This window comes from Curtobacterium sp. MCBA15_012 (assembly GCF_001864935.2).
In the GTDB taxonomy this organism is placed as follows: domain Bacteria; phylum Actinomycetota; class Actinomycetes; order Actinomycetales; family Microbacteriaceae; genus Curtobacterium.
Window position 1 is genome coordinate 2,817,377 of record NZ_CP126267.1, and the last position, 17,052, is coordinate 2,834,428.

Sequence of the window (17,052 nt, forward strand, 5' to 3'; positions counted from 1 at the left end):
GCGTGACCCGACCAACCATGAGCACGGTCGGCGAGCTCCGCGCTGCTGGACACGTCCAGAAGTCGGTCCGCGCCGAGATCCGCGACAACCTCCTCCAGGCCCTCCGCGAGGGCCGCGACCCCTGGCCCGGCCTGCACGGCTTCCAGACCACGGTCGTCCCCCAGCTCGAGCGTGCGCTCATCGCCGGGCACGACCTCGTGCTGCTCGGTGAACGCGGGCAGGGCAAGACCCGCCTGCTCCGCTCGCTGCAGGGCCTGCTCGACGAGTGGACGCCGGTCATCGACGGCTCCGAGCTCGGCGAGCACCCGTTCGACCCGATCACGACCGAGAGCATCCGCCGCGCTGCCGAGCTCGGCGACGCGTTGCCCGTCGCGTGGCGCCACCGTGACGAGCGCTACGTCGAGAAGCTCGCGACGCCGGACACGAGCGTCGCGGACCTCATCGGCGACGTCGACCCGATGAAGGTCGCCGAGGGCCGCAGCCTCGGCGACCCGGAGACGATCCACTTCGGGCTGATCCCCCGCGGCCACCGCGGGATCGTCGCGATCAACGAGCTGCCCGACCTCGCCGAGCGCATCCAGGTCGCGATGCTCAACGTGATGGAGGAGCGCGACGTGCAGGTCCGCGGCTACGTGCTGCGCCTCCCGCTCGACGTGCTCGTCGTCGCCAGCGCGAACCCCGAGGACTACACGAACCGCGGCCGGATCATCACGCCGCTCAAGGACCGCTTCGGCGCCGAGATCCGCACGCACTACCCGATCGAGCTCGCCGACGAGGTCGCCGTCATCCGCCAGGAGGCCCAGCTCACCGCCGACGTGCCGGACGCGCTGGTCGAGATCCTCGCGCGGTTCACCCGTGCGCTCCGGCAGTCCAGCGCGGTCGACCAGCGCAGCGGTGTCAGCGCCCGGTTCGCGATCGCCGGTGCCGAGACGATCGCCGCGGCGGCCGTGCACCGTGCGGCACGGCAGGGCGAGGAGCACGCCGTGGCCCGGCCGATCGACCTCGAGACGGCGGTCGACGTGCTCGGCGGCAAGATCGAGTTCGAGAACGGCGAGGAGGACCGCGCGGACGAGGTCCTCGAGCACCTGCTCCGGACCGCGACGGCCGAGACGGTCCGCTCCCGCTTCCGGGGGCTCGACTTCGACGTGCTCATCGAGGCCCTCGACGGCGGCACCATGGTGACCACCGGCGAGCAGGTCAGCGCGCGGGCGTTCCTCGAGGGGCTGCCGTCGATCGGCGAGTCCGACCTGTACGACCAGGTGTGCGAGCGCCTCGGTGCGACCGACGACGGCGAGCGTGCCGGCGCGATCGAACTCGCACTCGAAGGACTCTTCCTGGCCCGCCGGATCAGCAAGGAGTCGGGCGGCGGCGAGGCCGTCTATGGCTAGGCAGAACCGGCGCCTCAGCCGCGACGCCCGGTACGGCCCGTACGAGGGCGGGCCCGACCCGCTCGCGCCCCCGGTCGACCTGTCCGAGGCGCTCGACGCCATCGGCGAGGACGTCATGGGCGGCACCTCGCCCGAGCGGGCGATCCGGGAGTTCCTCCGCCGCGGCGGCGCGACCCAGCGCGGCCTCGACGATCTCATGCGCCGGGTCGCCGAGCGGCGCCGGGAGCTGACGAGCCGGAACAACCTCGACGGCACGCTGCAGCAGGTCAAGCAGCTCCTCGACGAGGCCGTCCTCGCCGAACGGGGCGAGCTCGCGCGCAACGTCGACATCGACGACGCCGACCGTGCCCTCGCCGAGGTGCAGCTCGACAGCCTGTCACCCTCGCCCGCGGCCGCCGTGCAGGAACTCAGCGGCTACGACTGGAAGAGCCCGCAGGCCCGGCAGCGGTACGAGGCGATCAAGGACCTGCTCGGCCGGGAGGTGCTCGACCAGCGCTTCGCCGGCATGAAGCAGGCCCTCGAGGGTGCGACCGACGAGGACCGCGCCGCCGTTGCCGCGATGATGCGGGACCTCAACCAGCTGCTCGCCGACCACCGCGACGGGACCGACACCCAGGAGCAGTTCGACGCGTTCATGGCCCGGCACGGGCAGCACTTCCCGTCGGACCCGGCGAACGTCGAGGAACTGCTCGACGACCTGGCCGCCCGGGCCGCGGCCGCGCAGCGGATGCGCAACTCGATGACGCAGGAGCAGCGTGACGAGCTCGACGCCCTCGCGCAGCAGGCCTTCGGCTCGCCGGACCTGATGCGCGAGCTGGGCCAGCTCGACGACACCCTCCGCTCGCTCCGTCCCGGCGAGGACTGGGGCGGCTCGGAGCGCATGGACGGCGAGCAGGGCCTCGGGCTCGGCGACGGGACCGGGGTGTTCCAGGACATCGCCGACCTCGACGCCCTCGCGGACCAGCTCGCGCAGTCCGGCCCCGGTTCGGACCTGGCGGACCTCGACCTCGACGCGCTGCAGCGGCAGCTCGGCGACGAGGCGGCCGTCGACGCGAAGACCCTGCAGCGCCTCGAACAGGCCCTGCGGAACTCGGGCGCGGTGAAGCGCGGCACCGACGGGCAGCTCCGCCTCACCCCGAAGGCCATGCGACAGCTCGGCAAGAGCCTGCTCGAGGACGTCGCCGAGCGCATGTCCGGCCGGCAGGGCGCCCGTGACCTCCGCCGTTCGGGGGCGTCCGGTGAGCCGTCCGGCGCCACCCGTCCGTGGGCGTTCGGCGACACCGAGACGTGGGACCTCCCCCGCTCGATCACGAACGCGCTCGTCCGCACCGCCGCCGACGGCCGGAGCGGCCCCGGCGTCCGACTGACGATCGACGACGTCGAGGTCCAGGAGACGGAGGCCCGGACGCAGGCGTGCGTGGCGCTCCTCGTCGACACCTCGTTCTCGATGGCGGTGGAGGACCGCTGGGTCCCGATGAAGCGCACCGCCCTCGCGCTGCACACGCTCGTGAGCACCCGGTTCCGCGGCGACGACCTGCAGCTCATCGCGTTCGGTCGCGAAGCCGAGGTGATGGACGTCGAGCAGCTCGTCGGCCTCGACGCCCAGTGGGACAAGGGCACGAACCTGCACCACGCCCTGCTCCTGGCGAACCGGCACTTCCGCAAGCACCCCGCCGCCCAGCCGGTGCTGCTCATCGTGACGGACGGCGAGCCCACGTCGCACCTCGAGCCGGACGGCCAGGTGTGGTTCGGCTACCCGCCCGACCCGGTGACGATCGCCCTGTCGGTCCGGGAGCTCGAGAACGCCGGACGGCTCGGCGCGCAGACGACGTTCTTCCGCCTCGGCGACGACCCCGGGCTCGCGCGGTTCGTCGACGCGATGGCACGCCGGGTCGACGGCACCGTGGTGGCGCCGGAGAACGACGATCTCGGGGTCGCCGTCGTCGGCTCGTACCTCGGGTCCCGCCACGGCGGGACCGGCGGGTTCCCCCGCGACGAGTGGGGGACCTAGACGCGACCACCCCACGGACGGGAGGCCCGGTGCCGGTCGGCACCGCGCCTCCCGTCCGGCGCCACGCACCTCGCGCGCGACCCGGCGGGACCGACGGGGCGGCGGCGGGTCAGAACAGGGGCCAGGGCACGGCCGGGCCGTGACCTGGCGGCGGCGGGAACACCCCGACCGCGCGGAGCGCGGCGCACCGAGCCCGGGTGTTGTCGATCTCGGCCGGCGTGAGGTGCTCCTCGAGCGCGGTGCCGAGGTCCCCGCGGAGCGCCTCGGACACCCGGTCGAGTCCCTCGAGCTCGTCGGCGTCGAGCGGTTCGCCGATCCACCCCCACAGCACGCTGCGGAGCTTGTGCTCGACGTGGAAGGCGAGCCCGTGGTCGACGCCGTACCGGTGGCCGTCGGGCATCGCGAGGACGTGCCCGCCCTTGCGGTCCGCGTTGTTCACGACGACGTCGAACACCGCCATCCGGCGCAGGGCCGCGGTGTCCTCGTGCACGAGGGTCACCGGCCGGTCGTGCTCGTCGATCGCCTCGAGGACGGGCAGCCAGGGCGACCCCTCGGCGTCTGCTTCGTCGGTCGGGACGAGGTCGACCGCGTCCTGGTCGGGGTCGACGTCCTGCCAGCGCTGCACCATGCCGGGGCCGAAGGGGCCGTCACCGAGCCAGGTCGGCGGGACGACGCCCCAGCCGAACGCCTCGGAGACGAGGAACGCGGCGACCTCGCGGCCGGCGAGCGTGCCGTCCGGGAAGTCCCAGAGCGGCTTCTCGCCCTGCACCGGCTTGTAGACGACGGACTCGCCGTCGAGCTCGGCGAGGAAGGTGGCGTTCGACGCCTCGCGGATCCGGGCGCGGATCGTCAGGGCCCCGTCGGGCGCGGGCGACCCGTCGCTCATGCGTCGCCGGGCTGTCGTCCGGCGGCGACCACCTCGCGCGTCCGCTCGACGAAGGCGCGGGCGCTGCCGACGGGGATCTTGACCTGGAAGACCTCGGCCGGCTCGGGGATCTCGACCACGGACTCGACCTCGTCGCCGTCCTCGTCGGTCTCGGTGACGATCTCGAGCTCGTCGTCGATCGGGTACGCCTCGATGACGACCTGCGCGGTCGCGGGGTCGAAACCGAGACTCAGGGCCCCGGCGCGGAACTCGGGCTCGACCGGCTGGTCGAGCGGTCCGGCGTCCCGGAGCTCGGTCGGCGCGGACGGCGGCACGCTGAAGCGGTTGTCCTCCACGGTGGCGACCTCGTCGAGCAGCTCGGCGACCTTGTCGGCCAGGACCGCGGACTGTTCCTTCTCGAGGGCGACGCTCGTCACCCGCTTGCCGTCCCGGGCCTGCAGGTAGAAGGCGCGCTCACCCGGGCGGCCGACCGTCCCGACGACGAGACGTTCCGGCCAGTCGAAGCCGTGCACGATGGTGGGCATGCCCCGATTGTAGGAGCGCCCGCGTGCACGTGTTCAGGGTCGCGCGGAGTCCGGCTCCCCGTGGCCCGCTCCCCCGCCGACCGCGGCGTCGCCCGACGGCGCCGGGGCCGCGGCGAGCCAGGCGAGGTCACCCGAGTCGGTGTTCGTCGCGACCACCTCGGGCCGGTGCTCGCCGTAGCGCACGACGGACACCGAGGCCGGTCCGACCGCGATCCGCTGGAACAGGTCGAGGTGCATCCCGAGCGCGTCGGCGAGCACGGACTTCACGATGTCGCCGTGGCTCACCGCGACCCAGACCGCGGTCGGGCCGTGCACCGCCTCGACCTCGGCGTCGATGCGGCGGATCGCCGCGACCGCGCGGGACTGCATGGTCTGCATGGACTCGCCGCCGGGGAACACGACCGCGCTCGGGTTCGCCTGCACGGTCCGCCAGAGCGGCTCCTTCGCCAGGTCGGCGAGCTTCCGGCCCCGCCACTGCCCGTAGTCCGCCTCGGTGATCGCGCGCTCGACCCGCACCTCGGGGTCGCCCTGCTGCTGGGCGAGGACCGCGCGGGCCGTCTGGCGGCAGCGTTCGAGCGGACTCGTGACGAGGGCGGCGAGCGGGATCGGCGCGATGCGGGCCGCGGCGCGGTCGGCCTGCTCACGGCCGACGCGGTCGAGGGCCACCCCGGCGGTCCGGCCGGCGAGCACACCGGTCGCGTTCGCCGTGGTACGCCCGTGCCGGAGGAGGAGGACGGTCGCCATGCGCTCGATCCTAGGCGGCCACCGCGTGCCCGGGCGCCGCCGGGGTGGGCTCGTGCCGTGCGGCTCGCGGACAGTGTCCGGCACTCCCGGGACGATGCACCATCATGGTCCGGTGCTCGTCTCGATCGTCTACATGAGCCGCTCGGCGGTGCCCTTCGACGACGACGCCCTGGCCGAGCTCCTGCGCGGGTCGCGGCTGCGCAACGAGGCCCTCGGCGTCTCGGGCCTGCTCGTGGCGAAGGGCGGCCGGTTCATGCAGCTGCTCGAGGGGCCGGCGTGGAGCGTCGACGACCGCTTCGCCGCGATCTCCCGCGACCCGCGGCACGGCGAGGTGAAGTCGCTCGTCCGCGAGGACATCGAGCGCCGCCGGTTCGACGGGTGGTCGATGGCCTACCGCTCGCTCGACGACGCCGACCTGCACGGCGAGGAGGGCTTCAGCCCGTTCCTGTCCGGCACGATGGACTTCACGCGCGAGTTCGACCGGACGAGCGCCGCCTGGCTGCTCAAGTGGTTCCGGGACCGCGAGCTCACCGACCGCTGACGCGACCCGTCCGCGAGGGACCCGTCAGCGTCAGCTGACCCGACCCGTCCGCGAGGGACCCGTCACCGACCGCTGACCCCTGCCCTGTCGAAGGTCTCCTCGACCACCGCGAGCAACCGTGCCCGGTGCGCGGGAGCCGCGGTGGCAGCCAGGACGACGCGCCACATCACGGCGACCGCCGGGTCCAGGTCGGCCCGGCCGCTCCGCACCTCGGCCACGAGCTGCACCCCCGTGAAGTACGGCACGACGGACCCGCCCAGCTCCTCGGCGGTCAGGTCGGTCCGCAGCTCCCCGCTCGCGAGCGCGAGGCGGAAGACGTCGACGATCCCGCCGATCCACTGCTCGTAGAACGACGACGTCGCCCCGGCGAACTCCCCGCGTTCGAGCGAGAGCCGGATGCCGGCCCGGACGATCGGGTCGGTCCGGAGCTGGTCGGCGATGCCCTTCGACGCCCGCACGAGCGCCGCGGTCTGCGACGCGTCGGCGTGCTCGACCGACGCGAAGGTCCGGGCGTTCTGCTCGTCGATCACCGCGAGGGCGAGCGCGAGCTTCGTCGGGAAGTGGAAGTGCAGCGTCCCCTGCGGCACGCCGGCGCGGCGCGCGACGGTGGCGATGGTCGTGGCGGCGTAGCCGACACGGTCCATCTCCTCGGCCGCGGCCACCAGGATCTGCTCGCGTCGGTCCACGGGTCCAGTCTCACGGACGCCGGGTGCGGTGCCTGCCAGCCCCGCGCCTCCAGTCAGGGGGTGGTCGCCACCCGGGCCGGGCGTGCGACGCCCTGCGGTCGGGCTACGCGGCGCGCCGCGCGAGGGAGACGCGCTCCTCGGGCAGGTCGAGCAGCTCGCGCCCGCGGAACCACCGGAGCAGCCAGTCGGCCGGGCTTCCGGCGAGCCCCGCGGGCAGCCCGGAGCGCTCGGTCAGGAACGTGCTGAAGCCGGGCTCGTCGCGGACCTCGACGTCCGAGGGGTTGCCGAACGCCATCGACCAGCCGTCGAAGCGGCGGGCGTCGATCGTCTCGCGGGACAGCGACTTGACGCCGTGGTGCCGGGGGTCGCGCTCGATCGCGGCGAACCGGTCGGCGACGCTCCACGTCGGCCCCTCGAGCACCTGCATGAACCGCCCGCCCTTGGCCAGCAGGAGCCCGGAGACCCCGAGCGCCTCGTTGCGCAGTCGGGCTTCACGGAGCATGGCGACGAGGGCGTCGTCCGTCAGGTCGTCGACCGCGACGGACATGTACACGTGGGAGGAGAGCGATGTCATCGGCGCCAGTCTCCGTCCAGCCGCGGACACCGGTCAACGCAGTCGTCCGCACACCGCACCCGAGTGCGGAGACCGGATGGGCGCGCCGCTCGGGTCCGGTTCGCATCGTGCTTCTACATCTCGTAGAATCACGGTCGCGCGGCACGGTGTCGCGCCCTCCGCCCGACAGGACCCCGCGCCCCGATGCCCAGCACCGCTCCGCCGCCGTCACGGGGCTGGTTCGCCCAGCTCCTGCTCCGCCTGCACTTCCTCGCCGGACTCTTCGTCGGCCCCTTCATCCTCGTCGCCGCGCTCTCCGGAGCCGTCTACGCGCTGGCCCCGTCGATCGAACCGGTCCTGTACCAGCACGAGCTCACGGCGTCGTCGACCGCGTCCGCACGGCCGCTCGCCGACCAGGTCGCCGCCGCCGAGCGGTACGTGGCCGCCCACCACCCGGACGACACCGTCGTCGAGGTCCGTCCCGCCCCCGGGCCCGGCGCGACCACCCGCGTGCAGTTCAGCGAGGCGGGGCTGCTCGAGTCGCAGACCCGCGCCGTGTTCGTCGACCCGGGCGACGCCGAGGTCCGCGGCGACCTGCCCGTGTACGGCACGTCCGGGTCACTGCCGTTCCGCACCTGGGTGAGCACGTTCCACCGCAGCCTGTTCCTCGGCGACGCTGGACGGCTCTACAGCGAGACGGCCGCGTCCTGGCTGGGGATCGTGTCGCTGGCCGGGATCGCGCTCTGGGCCTTCCGGATCCGTCGCGCACGCCGCAAGCGGGACCTCGTGGTGCCCGACAACCGCGCCCGCGGGTACCGCCGCACGTTCTCGTGGCACGCCGCCACGGGCGCCTGGGTGCTCCTCGGCGCGCTCTTCCTGTCGGCGACGGGCATCACGTGGTCGCACTTCGCCGGGGACAACGTGACGGCGCTCCGCTCGGCGCTGAGCTGGCAGGCGCCCACGGTCGACACCACACTCGGCGGCGCGGCGGCGATGTCGATGTCGGCCGGCGAGCACGCCGAGCACCACGGCGGCGGGACGACCGCCGCCGGCACCCCCGCCACGATCAGGCCCGAGCAGTTCGACGAGGTCCTCGCCGTCGCCCGCGCGTCCGGCGTGCGTGCCGACGAGGTGCGCATCCGACCGGCCGCGACCACCGACCAGGCGTGGACCGTCGAGGAGATCAAGCTCAGCTGGCCGGTCGCGATGAACGCCGTCGCGGTCGACCCGGGGACGATGACCGCGGTGTCACGGGTCTCGTGGGACGACTACCCGCTGATGGCCAAGGCCGCGAAGCTCGGCGTCAACACGCACATGGGCGCGCTCTTCGGGCTGCCGAACCAGATCGTCCTGCTCCTGGCGGCACTCGGTATCGCCGCGATGGTGGTCTTCGGCTACGTGATGTGGTGGCAGCGCCGTGTCCCGGGCGGCCGGGTCGGCCGCGCACCGGCCGAGGGTGCGCTCGCCCGCGCGCCCTGGTGGGGTGCGGTGGCCGTCGTGGTCGTCGCGATCGGGCTCGCGCTGCTGCTGCCGACGGTGGGCGTCACCCTGCTCGGGTTCCTGCTGGTCGACGCGCTGGTCACCGCGTTCCGGTCACGCACCGGCGCGACCGGCTGACGGACGGGAGGCGCTGGTCGCCTCGTTCCGGTCGCGCACCGGCGCGACCGGCTGACGGACGGGAGGCGCTGGTCGCCTCGTTCCGGTCGCGCACCGGGGTGACCGTGTGACGGACGGGAGGCGCGGTGCCAGCCGGCACCGCGCCTCCCGTCCGTCACGTGGTGCGGATCAGGCCGAGGCCGACTCCGTGATCGCGTCGCGGAGCGCCTTCGCGGCGGCCGCGACGTCGTCGGCGCTGTAGATCGCGCTGCCGGCGACCGCGATGCGGGCGCCGGACGCCTGGACGGCGCCGACCGTCTCGGGCTTGATGCCGCCGGCGACCGAGAACGGCACGCCCGAGGCCTCGCCGTCGCGGAGCAGCGTCTCGAAGGTGAAGCCCTCCTCGGCCTGCTCGTCGAGCCCGGCGTGCATCTCGACGAACTCGGCGCCGAGTGCGACGACCTCCTTGGCGCGGGCGGCCTTGTCCTCGACGCCGATCAGGTCGACGACGATGCCCTTGCCGTGCTCCTTCGCGGCCTTGACGGCGCCGGCGATGGTGCTGTCCCCGGCGACGCCGAGGACCGTGACGAGGTCGGCACCGGCGTCGAACGCGATGCCGGCCTCGAGCTCGCCGGCGTCCATCGTCTTGAGGTCGGCGAAGACGACCTTGTCCGGGTGCGCCTGCTTGACCGCGGTGATCGCGGAGAGGCCGGCGCTCTTGATGAGCGGGGTGCCGAGCTCGATGACGTCGACGTACGGGGCGGCCTTGCCGGCGAGCTCGAGGGCGTGCTCGGTGGTGAGGGTGTCCATGGCGAACTGGAGCTGCATGGTGGTGTCCTTCCGGTGGTGGTTCGTGGGGGTGTCGGAACGGGTGGTCACGCTCGGGCGGCACGCCGCGGGGCGGTCACTCGAGGTTGGCGTGCCGCGGCCACAGGTCGTCGGCGTCGTGACCGCTGCGCTGCCAGAGCGCGTGGAACAGGGCGTCCCCGAGGAGCACGACGCCCTGCTCGAAGAGGCTCCCCGCGTACTGCGCCGAGGCCGTGCCGGAGCGGTCGGTCTTCGTCGCCGCGGGCAGCACGAGCGTCGTGTCCGCGAGGGCCGCGAGCGGGGAGTCGTCGGTCGTGCTCACCGCGAGGACCCGCGCGCCGACGTCGACCGCGGTGCGCGCGGCCTGCACGATGCCGCTCGTCGTCCCGGAGCCGCTCGCGACGAGGAGCACGTCGCCCCGCTCGATCGCGGGGGTCGTGACCTCGCCGACGACGTGCACCTCGAGCCCGAGGTGCATGAGGCGCATCGCGGTCATCCGGAGCGCGAGCCCCGACCGGCCCGCGCCGTGCACGAACACGCGCTCGGCGTCGGCGAGCAGCTCGAGGGCGCGCTCGGACGGGGCGTGGTCGGCGTCGAGGACGGCGTCCGCCAGGTCCTGGAGCTCGTCGGCGATGAGCTCCAGGGCGTCGGCCGTCGTGGCGTCGTCGCCCGCGTTCCCGTGGTCGGCGGTGCCGGCGCCGTCGCCCGTGCTGCCGTGGTCGGCCGTGCTGCTGTTGTGCATGGCAACGATGCTGCTCCGGTGCGCCTGGGTCCGCCGCCGCCCGGCCGGGCTGCCCTCCCGTCCGATCGGGTGGGAGGGGGCCCCGTCACGGGGTGGGGCGGGTAGGTTCGGTCCCCGTGACCGACACCACCCGGACCCCCGCCAGTCGGCTCGCCGCCTCGGAGCACGCCCGCACCGTGGCCGAGCAGGCCGACCGACACGCGCTGACCCTCGAGTCCGTCCTCGCCGTGCTCCGCTCCCCGCGCCTGTCGGACGCGGCAGCCCGGACCGAGGCCGTCGAGATCGCCTCGGCCGCGCTCGTCGAACTCCGCACGGTGACGGACCGGCAGCGCAGCACGCTGCTCGAACCGGTCACGGGGGCGTTCTCACGGCTCCGGGCCGACCTGCGCCCGCTCGTCCGCTTCGGCGACCTCGACGTGCAGTTCGTCGAGCCGCCCGCGACCGGTCGGGCACTCCCCGGGGACGTCGCGCACGGGGCCCGCGCGATCGTCCGGACGGCCGTGCTCGCCCTCGTCGACGACGGCGTCGCGCGGCGGGTCCGGATCCAGTGGGACTGCGACGGCCGGAACCTGCTCGTGCAGCTCCGCGACGACGGCGCCGGCACGCTCGACGCCCACGACGACGCGGTCCGGCCGATCGCCGAGCGGGTCGTCGCCCTCGACGGGACCCTGCACGTCGACTCGACGCCCGGGTGGGGGTCCACGCTCGACATCGCGCTCCCCCTCGACCCCGCGCCCGGTGCCGTCGACGTACCCGAGGACGCCGACCTGACCGACCGCGAGCGCGACGTGCTGCGGCTCGTCGTCACCGGCGTGGGCAACCGCGAGATCGCCGACGGCCTCGGCATCAGCCCGAACACGGTCAAGTACCACGTGGCGAACCTGCTCCGGAAGCACGGTGCCCGCACCCGCGCGGAGCTCGCCGCCCTCGGCGCCCGCGCCTGACCGGTCGGCCGGCGTGCCGGCGTGCCGGCGTGCCGGCGTCTCCGTCCGCCGCGCCGATCGGCCGCGCGTCGTGTCTCCGTCCGCCGTGTGCTGGTGCGACGTGCTCGCGCACAACCGGAAGCACCTCGCACCACGTCGTTCCACGGCGCGACGTGCTTCCCGTTGTGCGGACGGCGGGGCCGACCCCCGGGGCCGCTGCCGGCCGGCGTCAGGCCGACGGCGCGAGCAGCTGGAACATGACGTGGTCGCGCCACGCCCCGTCGATGTGGATGTACTGCGGCGCGAGGCCGTACCGGACGAACCCGTTGCGCTCGAGCGCCCGCTGCGACGCGGTGTTCTCGGGCAGGGTCTCGGCCTGCACCCGGTGCAGCCCGAGCCTCCCGAACGCGTGGTCAACCGCGAGCCCGACCGCCCGCGTCGCGTGTCCCTGCCGGGTGCGGTCCGCGCGGACCCAGTACCCGAGCGCGCAGGACTGCAGCGCCCCTCGGGTGACCCCGCTCAGCGTGATGCGCCCGAGCAGCTCGCCGTCGTCGTCCGTGATGACGAACGGCACCGAGCTCCCGGTCTGCGCCGCCGCGAGCAGCAGCCCGATCGTGCGACGCTGTCCCGCCTCGGTGTAGTACTCGGGCGTCCGGCTCGGCTCGAACGGCCGCAGGTGGTCGGCGCTCGCGCGCACCACGGCCGCGAGTTCGGCGGCGTCGCCGGACTCGACCAGGCGGAGGCGGGTGCTCACATCCCGTCGCGCGGATCCGAGGGATGAAACGCGGTCAGGATCATCATCGCGTCTCACAATGGCAGGAGATCGAGACCGGGTGCGGACGCGTAGATCCGATCAGCGGCAAGGAGCGGAAGTTTCTTCGCGATCGCGCACGCAGCAACCCAACGGTCGGCAGTGTGCACCTTTGAATGGAGCGCATGACCCGAGGCCCGACAAGCGATCGTCAGGTCGACGAACGATGACAGCACTTCGGTATCGACGCCGATGGTCGGGTAAGCCTCCAGGGAACGCAACGCTTCACCGAAACGCCGTTCACCCCATCGAGCGGCGCGAAAGCCACTGATGAGTTCGGCCCGGGTCTGGAACGACAGCAACACCGGCCTCCCCGCGAGTGCACGTCGCCAGTCGTCAACCGGCACACCTCGGGCTGCGGCCGCCTCAGGAGAAACGATGACGTGACTGTAGACGTCGGTGTCGATGACGACCGGCCCGGACATCAGAGGCCCATCGCGTCGAGGAAGCTGTCCTGCTCTTCCCTGGTCAAGGCCAGTGCTTCCGCCGTTCCGAGTGACGCCTCGGGGCTGAGGATCTCTTCCACCGGTATCGCCCGTGCGAGCGCCGCACCCTTGAGGTGGTCAGGCGCGGGACGCACGACCGCTGAGCGGATGGCAACGACCTCTCCGCGCTCGTTCCGTTCTGCTGTCCCCTCCACCTGAACGCGGCGACCGATGAGCGCGGACGTCTCCGCAGCGGACCGGACCTTCGGAAGCGGGTATGCGATCCCGACGGCATCGCGAACCCGGAAGTCACCCGAGCGGATGTCGACCTTCTCGAGCCAACCTTCGATGACGACATCCTCCGCCTCTCGCAGCCCTGGCCGCCAGACGTCGGCGCGCAGCGACTCGGTGGACGCCTCTCCCCGAGACCTGCCATCAACGCGGACTTCGAGGCGCGGAGCGGCTCGCCGGAAGGCGGCGATCAGGTCTGCCACCGAAGCTGCGGTGCTCTCGTTGGCGTCCTGCGGGCGTTCGTTCACGAGAATTCCCGAGAGGAGGGCGTCGAAGCGTCGATCGAAGTCCTGCTCCTCAGCGAGGTCGAAGTCGAGCTTCGAGTGCTCGGACGCTCGCGTGACCTGGATCACCGTGCTCCCCGCGAACAGACCAGTCAGCCGGAGTTTCGACAGCCGCTCGACCTGCGCGGATGGGCGACCGCGATGCGCCGCGTCGGCAGCGACCCTCCCGACGCGGACTGCCACTTCCTGCAGCTTGCCGAGGATCTGCAGGACGTCGTCTACGTCGATTTCTCCCTGCGGGAGATCTGCATCGATCAGGCGAAAGTCGTACGACGAACTCATGAGCGATCTGCCCCTCCCGTGATCACAGCAAGCTGCGCGCCCCTGAGGACGGTCGCGGAGGGTGTGGGATTCGAACCCACGAGACATCACTGCCCACCTGTTTTCAAGACAGGCTCCATCGGCCGCTCGGACAACCCTCCAGCGACGCGACCACGTGGCGAGACGTGATCGCGTCCCGAGCAGTCTACCGGCCGCGTCGACCGCCGGCGCGGCAGCCCTGTCGACGGTCAGCGCAGCAGCGCATCGACCGTCAGCGTGGCAGCGCGTCGAGCGCCGCGGCCAGCCCGTCGTCGGCGACCCCGCCCGTGAGCTCGTTCCCGGCGTCGACGACGTCGGACGGCGCCTGCCCCATCACGACGCCACGGCCCGAGGTCGAGGCCCACCGCAGCATGTCGATGTCGTTCCGCCCGTCGCCCGCCGCCATGACGCGGGAGCGCGGGATGTCGAGCCACTCGCGGACCCGTTCCATGGCCGTGGCCTTCGTCACGCCCTCGGGAGCGATGTCGAGCCACGAGGTCCAGCCGACCGAGTACGAGACCTTGTGCAGGCCCATCCGCTCGACGACCTGCAGGAAGTCCTCGGTGTCGTGCCCGGGCGAGATGACGACGACCCGGGTGGCCTCGACGCCGAGCAGCTGCTCGAACGGCACGTGCTCGCCGGAGACCGTCATGGTGTCGTCGGGGAAGTTGCCGGAGAGCAGGAAGTGCCCGGTCTCGTCCTCGACGCCGAACGCCGCGTCGACGAGGGCCCCGTGGATGGTCTGCAGCACCTCGGTCGGGTCGAACCGCTCGACGTGCACGCGCTCGTACGAGCCGTCCTCGCGTCGCCCCAGGATCAGCGCCCCGTTCGCGCACACGACGTACTTCGGGCGGATGCCGATCCGGTCGAGCAACGGGATCGTCATGCCCTCGCTGCGGCCGGTGCTCAGCATGACCTCGTGCCCGGCGGCCTCGGCGGCGCGCACGGCGGCGGCGACGGGCTCGGTGATGACCCCGTCCTCGCGCATCGTGGTGCCGTCGACGTCGAGCGCAACGAGCCAGCGCTTCGTCCGCGCCGGAGCAGCGAGACCCGCGCCTGCACCCGCAACCGCGCCAACCACGCCGCCAGGAGCCGCGCCCGCGGCAACCGCGCCACCAGCAGCGTCAGCACCACCCGCAGCGGCAGCCCCGCCACCCTGCGCCGACCCGTCGACGAACCGTCCCTGCGCACTCATCGGGGTTCGATGACCTCGACGCCGCCCAGGTACGGCCGCAGCACCTCGGGCACGACGACCGAGCCGTCCTCCTGCTGGTGCGTCTCGAGGATCGCGACGATCCAGCGCGTGGTCGCGAGCGTGCCGTTCAGCGTCGCCACCGGGGCGGTCTTGCCGCTCTCGGTGCGGTAGCGGGTGTCGAGACGACGGGCCTGGAACGTCGTGCAGTTCGAGGTCGAGGTCAGCTCGCGGAAGGTGCCCTGCGTCGGGACCCACGCCTCGATGTCGTACTTGCGCGCGGCGCTCGTGCCGAGGTCCCCGCCGGCGACGTCGATGACGCGGTAGTGCAGCCCGAGGTCCTGCATCATCGACTCCTGCATGGCGACGAGACGCTGGTGCTCCGCCTCGGCCTGCTCGGGGAGGACGTACGAGAACATCTCGAGCTTGTTGAACTGGTGCACACGGAGGATGCCGCGGTTGTCCTTGCCCGCCGAGCCGGCCTCGCGGCGGTAGCAGGTCGACCAGCCGGCGTAGCGGATCGGGTCGCCCGACTCCGGGAACGACAGGATCTCGTCGGCGTGGAAGCCGGCGAGGGCGACCTCGCTCGTGCCGGTCAGGTACAGGTCGTCGGCCTCGAGCCGGTAGACCTCGGCCGCGTGCTCGCCGAGGAACCCGGTGCCCGCCATGGTCTCGGGGCGGACGAGCGTCGGGGTGATGAGCGGCTCGAAGCCGTGCTCGACGGCGCGGTCGAGTCCGAGGTTCATGAGCGCGATCTCGAGCCGGGCACCGAGGCCGCGGAGGAAGTAGAACCGCGAGCCGGAGACCTTCACGCCGCGCGGGATGTCGATGATGCCGAGGTGCTCGCCGAGGTCGGCGTGGTCCTTCGGCTCGAACGTGAACGACGGCTTCGTGCCGACGGTGCGGAGCGTGACGAAGTCGTCCTCGCCGCCCTTCGGCACGTCCGGCAGCACGACGTTCGGGATGGACCGGACGACGCGGTCGAACGACTCCTCGGCCGCGGTGACCTCGGCCTGCGCCTCCTTCACCTTCGCGGCGAGCGCCTGCGCCTGCTGCACGAGCGCGGCCTTCTCGTCCTTCGGGGCCTTGGCGACGGTCTTGCCGAACGCGTTCTGCTCGGCGCGGAGCGCCTCGAACGCGGTGATCGCGCTGCGTCGGGCGGCGTCCGCGGCGACCGCGTCGTCGACGACGGAGACGGAGGCGCCACGCGCCTCCTGCGAGGCCTTGATGACGTCCGGGTGGTCGCGCAGGAGCTGGAGATCGATCACCGGGTCATCCTACCCAGCGCAGGTCACGGCCCCTCGGCGGGACCGGGTGACGGACGGGAGGCGCGGTGCGGGCGTGCACCGCGCCTCCCGTCCGTCAGTCGGTCGCGTCCGTCGGCGGCTGGTCGCGCAGGGCGGCGACCATCCCGCGGAGCAGGCGGAAGGCCGCTGCGCGGCCCGCGTCGTCGAGGTCGCGCGTCATCCGCAGCTCGACGCCGCGGACGGCGGCACTCGCCTGCTCGCGCTGCCGGTGCCCGGCGGCGGTCAGCGTCGTCGGCTGGACCCTGCCCGCGGTGGGTGCGGAGCGCGTGACGACGCCGTCGCGCTCGAGTTGCTGGAGGAGCGTGTTCATGGACTGGCGGGTGACGAACGTGCCGCGCGCGAGCTCGGAGTTCGACAGGCCGGGGCGCTGGGCCAGCAGCTCGAGGCAGGAGTAGTGCGTGACGGTCATGCCGAGGGGGCGGAGGGCGTCCTCCATCGCGGCACGGAGGGCGCTGGCCGCCTGCTTGAGGACGTAGCCGACGGAGGTGTCGAGCTCGATGCGGTCGGCGCCTGGAGCGGCGTCGGGACCGGTGTCGGCAACGGTGTCGGTCCGGGTGGGTGCGGCGTGGTCGTCTTGACGCATGTCAGGAGTCTGACATAGGTTGTGCGTGTCAGGCATCTGACACGGAAGAAGGAGCACACCATGCCCACCACCGGGATCGACTTCACCTCGCTGCAGGTCCGCGACCTCGACGCCTCGCAGGCGTTCTACGAGCAGTACCTCGGACTCGTCCGGTCCCCCGCCGGACCGCCGCACGCCGTCGTGTTCCAGACCGAGCCGATCGCATTCGCCCTGCGCGACCTCGTGCCCGGGACCGACCTGACCGCCGGACAGCCGGCCCTCGGCGTCGCGCTGTGGTTCCACGCGACCGACGTGCAGGCCGTGCACGACGCACTGGTCGCCGACGGGCACACGATCGTCACCGAGCCGTTCGACGGACCGTTCGGGCGCACGTTCGCCTTCGCCGACCCGGACGGCTACACGATCACGCTGCACGACCGGCGCTGACGCGGGCGGAGCGGCGGGGCGGCGGGCGGCCG

Annotated in this window: 19 protein-coding genes and 1 tRNA gene; 6 read left to right on the forward strand and 14 right to left on the reverse strand. The window is 73.0% G+C overall.

What is annotated here, in order from left to right; translation table 11 throughout:
• The first annotated feature begins 17 nt into the window (after nucleotides 1-17).
• Together QOL15_RS12885 and QOL15_RS12890 are read left to right on the forward strand one after the other, a co-directional pair.
• Entirely contained in the window at nucleotides 18-1,388 is a 1,371-nt protein-coding gene (locus QOL15_RS12885) for an AAA family ATPase (RefSeq protein WP_065963792.1), read from the forward strand.
• The gene (locus tag QOL15_RS12890) at nucleotides 1,381-3,399 is read left to right on the forward strand and encodes a VWA domain-containing protein (protein ID WP_071247731.1); all 2,019 of its coding nucleotides are present in this window, start codon (nucleotides 1,381-1,383) and stop codon (nucleotides 3,397-3,399) included. The genes QOL15_RS12885 and QOL15_RS12890 overlap by 8 nt, the downstream gene beginning before the upstream one ends.
• Before the next feature lie 109 nt (nucleotides 3,400-3,508).
• Here QOL15_RS12890 and QOL15_RS12895 read toward each other — a convergent pair whose 3' ends face one another.
• From QOL15_RS12895 to QOL15_RS12905, 3 genes are read right to left on the reverse strand one after another with little or no spacing between them, the layout of a single operon-like run.
• On the reverse strand, nucleotides 3,509-4,285 hold the full coding sequence (locus QOL15_RS12895; protein WP_065963796.1) for an SCO1664 family protein: 777 nt from the start codon (nucleotides 4,283-4,285) through the stop codon (nucleotides 3,509-3,511).
• Nucleotides 4,282-4,809: a DUF3090 domain-containing protein gene (locus QOL15_RS12900; RefSeq protein ID WP_065963798.1), complete on the reverse strand. Its 528-nt coding sequence runs from the start codon at nucleotides 4,807-4,809 to the stop codon at nucleotides 4,282-4,284. Before QOL15_RS12900 ends, QOL15_RS12895 begins: the two co-directional genes overlap by 4 nt.
• 33 nt (nucleotides 4,810-4,842) lie before the next feature.
• On the reverse strand, nucleotides 4,843-5,553 hold the full coding sequence (locus QOL15_RS12905; RefSeq protein ID WP_071247728.1) for an MSMEG_4193 family putative phosphomutase: 711 nt from the start codon (nucleotides 5,551-5,553) through the stop codon (nucleotides 4,843-4,845).
• Nucleotides 5,554-5,665: 112 nt separating this feature from the next.
• Here QOL15_RS12905 and QOL15_RS12910 point away from each other — a divergent pair, with 112 nt between their 5' ends.
• Entirely contained in the window at nucleotides 5,666-6,094 is a 429-nt protein-coding gene (locus QOL15_RS12910) for a BLUF domain-containing protein (protein ID WP_175473843.1), read from the forward strand.
• A 62-nt stretch (nucleotides 6,095-6,156) separates the two neighbouring features.
• Here QOL15_RS12910 and QOL15_RS12915 read toward each other — a convergent pair whose 3' ends face one another.
• Nucleotides 6,157-6,780 carry a ScbR family autoregulator-binding transcription factor gene (locus tag QOL15_RS12915; protein ID WP_071247725.1) on the reverse strand — a complete coding sequence of 208 codons (624 nt, stop codon included), beginning with the start codon at nucleotides 6,778-6,780 and terminating at the stop codon, nucleotides 6,157-6,159.
• 103 nt (nucleotides 6,781-6,883) lie between these two features.
• Nucleotides 6,884-7,354 (reverse strand): BLUF domain-containing protein, encoded by a 471-nt coding sequence (locus QOL15_RS12920; RefSeq protein WP_071247719.1) that lies wholly within the window; start codon nucleotides 7,352-7,354, stop codon nucleotides 6,884-6,886.
• 183 nt (nucleotides 7,355-7,537) lie between these two features.
• Here QOL15_RS12920 and QOL15_RS12925 point away from each other — a divergent pair, with 183 nt between their 5' ends.
• Nucleotides 7,538-8,950 (forward strand): PepSY domain-containing protein, encoded by a 1,413-nt coding sequence (locus tag QOL15_RS12925; protein WP_071247716.1) that lies wholly within the window; start codon nucleotides 7,538-7,540, stop codon nucleotides 8,948-8,950.
• 168 nt (nucleotides 8,951-9,118) lie between these two features.
• On the opposite strand, the gene hxlA is transcribed toward QOL15_RS12925, so the two are convergent.
• Nucleotides 9,119-9,757, reverse strand: coding sequence for a 3-hexulose-6-phosphate synthase (hxlA, locus tag QOL15_RS12930; protein ID WP_071246722.1), 639 nt, complete (start codon nucleotides 9,755-9,757; stop codon nucleotides 9,119-9,121).
• A gap of 76 nt (nucleotides 9,758-9,833) precedes the next feature.
• Nucleotides 9,834-10,478 carry a 6-phospho-3-hexuloisomerase gene (gene hxlB, locus QOL15_RS12935; RefSeq protein WP_083393940.1) on the reverse strand — a complete coding sequence of 215 codons (645 nt, stop codon included), beginning with the start codon at nucleotides 10,476-10,478 and terminating at the stop codon, nucleotides 9,834-9,836.
• Between the two features lie 116 nt (nucleotides 10,479-10,594).
• On the opposite strand from hxlB, the gene QOL15_RS12940 reads away from it, so the two are divergent.
• Nucleotides 10,595-11,422, forward strand: a complete 828-nt coding sequence (locus QOL15_RS12940; RefSeq protein WP_071246706.1) for a LuxR C-terminal-related transcriptional regulator — start codon at nucleotides 10,595-10,597, stop codon at nucleotides 11,420-11,422.
• Between the two features lie 208 nt (nucleotides 11,423-11,630).
• On the opposite strand, the gene QOL15_RS12945 is transcribed toward QOL15_RS12940, so the two are convergent.
• The 7 genes from QOL15_RS12945 to QOL15_RS12975 all read right to left on the reverse strand — a co-directional run bounded on the left by QOL15_RS12945 (nucleotide 11,631) and on the right by QOL15_RS12975 (nucleotide 16,594).
• Complete coding sequence (locus tag QOL15_RS12945; protein WP_171898838.1) at nucleotides 11,631-12,155, reverse strand: GNAT family N-acetyltransferase; 525 nt, start codon at nucleotides 12,153-12,155, stop codon at nucleotides 11,631-11,633.
• 53 nt (nucleotides 12,156-12,208) lie between these two features.
• Entirely contained in the window at nucleotides 12,209-12,637 is a 429-nt protein-coding gene (locus QOL15_RS12950) for a PIN domain-containing protein (RefSeq protein ID WP_139197425.1), read from the reverse strand.
• Nucleotides 12,637-13,494 carry a hypothetical protein gene (locus QOL15_RS12955; RefSeq protein ID WP_065964768.1) on the reverse strand — a complete coding sequence of 286 codons (858 nt, stop codon included), beginning with the start codon at nucleotides 13,492-13,494 and terminating at the stop codon, nucleotides 12,637-12,639. Before QOL15_RS12955 ends, QOL15_RS12950 begins: the two co-directional genes overlap by 1 nt.
• A gap of 55 nt (nucleotides 13,495-13,549) precedes the next feature.
• A tRNA-Ser gene (locus tag QOL15_RS12960) sits at nucleotides 13,550-13,634 on the reverse strand.
• Between the two features lie 110 nt (nucleotides 13,635-13,744).
• Nucleotides 13,745-14,593: an HAD family hydrolase gene (locus QOL15_RS12965; protein ID WP_139197424.1), complete on the reverse strand. Its 849-nt coding sequence runs from the start codon at nucleotides 14,591-14,593 to the stop codon at nucleotides 13,745-13,747.
• 110 nt (nucleotides 14,594-14,703) lie between these two features.
• Nucleotides 14,704-15,972: a serine--tRNA ligase gene (serS, locus tag QOL15_RS12970; protein WP_065964767.1), complete on the reverse strand. Its 1,269-nt coding sequence runs from the start codon at nucleotides 15,970-15,972 to the stop codon at nucleotides 14,704-14,706.
• 94 nt (nucleotides 15,973-16,066) lie between these two features.
• Nucleotides 16,067-16,594 (reverse strand): MarR family winged helix-turn-helix transcriptional regulator, encoded by a 528-nt coding sequence (locus QOL15_RS12975; protein ID WP_083393938.1) that lies wholly within the window; start codon nucleotides 16,592-16,594, stop codon nucleotides 16,067-16,069.
• Nucleotides 16,595-16,654: 60 nt separating this feature from the next.
• On the opposite strand from QOL15_RS12975, the gene QOL15_RS12980 reads away from it, so the two are divergent.
• Nucleotides 16,655-17,020 carry a VOC family protein gene (locus tag QOL15_RS12980; RefSeq protein ID WP_071246704.1) on the forward strand — a complete coding sequence of 122 codons (366 nt, stop codon included), beginning with the start codon at nucleotides 16,655-16,657 and terminating at the stop codon, nucleotides 17,018-17,020.
• The last annotated feature ends 32 nt before the right edge of the window (nucleotides 17,021-17,052 follow it).

Excerpts from the sequence above, each read along its gene's own strand:
- QOL15_RS12885 (WP_065963792.1), top strand. The coding sequence starts at position 18 with ATGAGCACGGTCGGCGAGCTCCGCGCTGCTGGACACGTCCAGAAGTCG.
- QOL15_RS12890 (WP_071247731.1), top strand. The coding sequence starts at position 1,381 with ATGGCTAGGCAGAACCGGCGCCTCAGCCGCGACGCCCGGTACGGCCCG.
- QOL15_RS12895 (WP_065963796.1), bottom strand. The coding sequence starts at position 4,285 with ATGAGCGACGGGTCGCCCGCGCCCGACGGGGCCCTGACGATCCGCGCC.
- QOL15_RS12900 (WP_065963798.1), bottom strand. The coding sequence starts at position 4,809 with ATGCCCACCATCGTGCACGGCTTCGACTGGCCGGAACGTCTCGTCGTC.
- QOL15_RS12905 (WP_071247728.1), bottom strand. The coding sequence starts at position 5,553 with ATGGCGACCGTCCTCCTCCTCCGGCACGGGCGTACCACGGCGAACGCG.
- QOL15_RS12920 (WP_071247719.1), bottom strand. The coding sequence starts at position 7,354 with ATGACATCGCTCTCCTCCCACGTGTACATGTCCGTCGCGGTCGACGAC.
- QOL15_RS12925 (WP_071247716.1), top strand. The coding sequence starts at position 7,538 with ATGCCCAGCACCGCTCCGCCGCCGTCACGGGGCTGGTTCGCCCAGCTC.
- hxlA (WP_071246722.1), bottom strand. The coding sequence starts at position 9,757 with ATGCAGCTCCAGTTCGCCATGGACACCCTCACCACCGAGCACGCCCTC.
- hxlB (WP_083393940.1), bottom strand. The coding sequence starts at position 10,478 with ATGCACAACAGCAGCACGGCCGACCACGGCAGCACGGGCGACGGCGCC.
- QOL15_RS12950 (WP_139197425.1), bottom strand. The coding sequence starts at position 12,637 with ATGTCCGGGCCGGTCGTCATCGACACCGACGTCTACAGTCACGTCATC.
- QOL15_RS12955 (WP_065964768.1), bottom strand. The coding sequence starts at position 13,494 with ATGAGTTCGTCGTACGACTTTCGCCTGATCGATGCAGATCTCCCGCAG.
- QOL15_RS12975 (WP_083393938.1), bottom strand. The coding sequence starts at position 16,594 with ATGCGTCAAGACGACCACGCCGCACCCACCCGGACCGACACCGTTGCC.
- QOL15_RS12980 (WP_071246704.1), top strand. The coding sequence starts at position 16,655 with ATGCCCACCACCGGGATCGACTTCACCTCGCTGCAGGTCCGCGACCTC.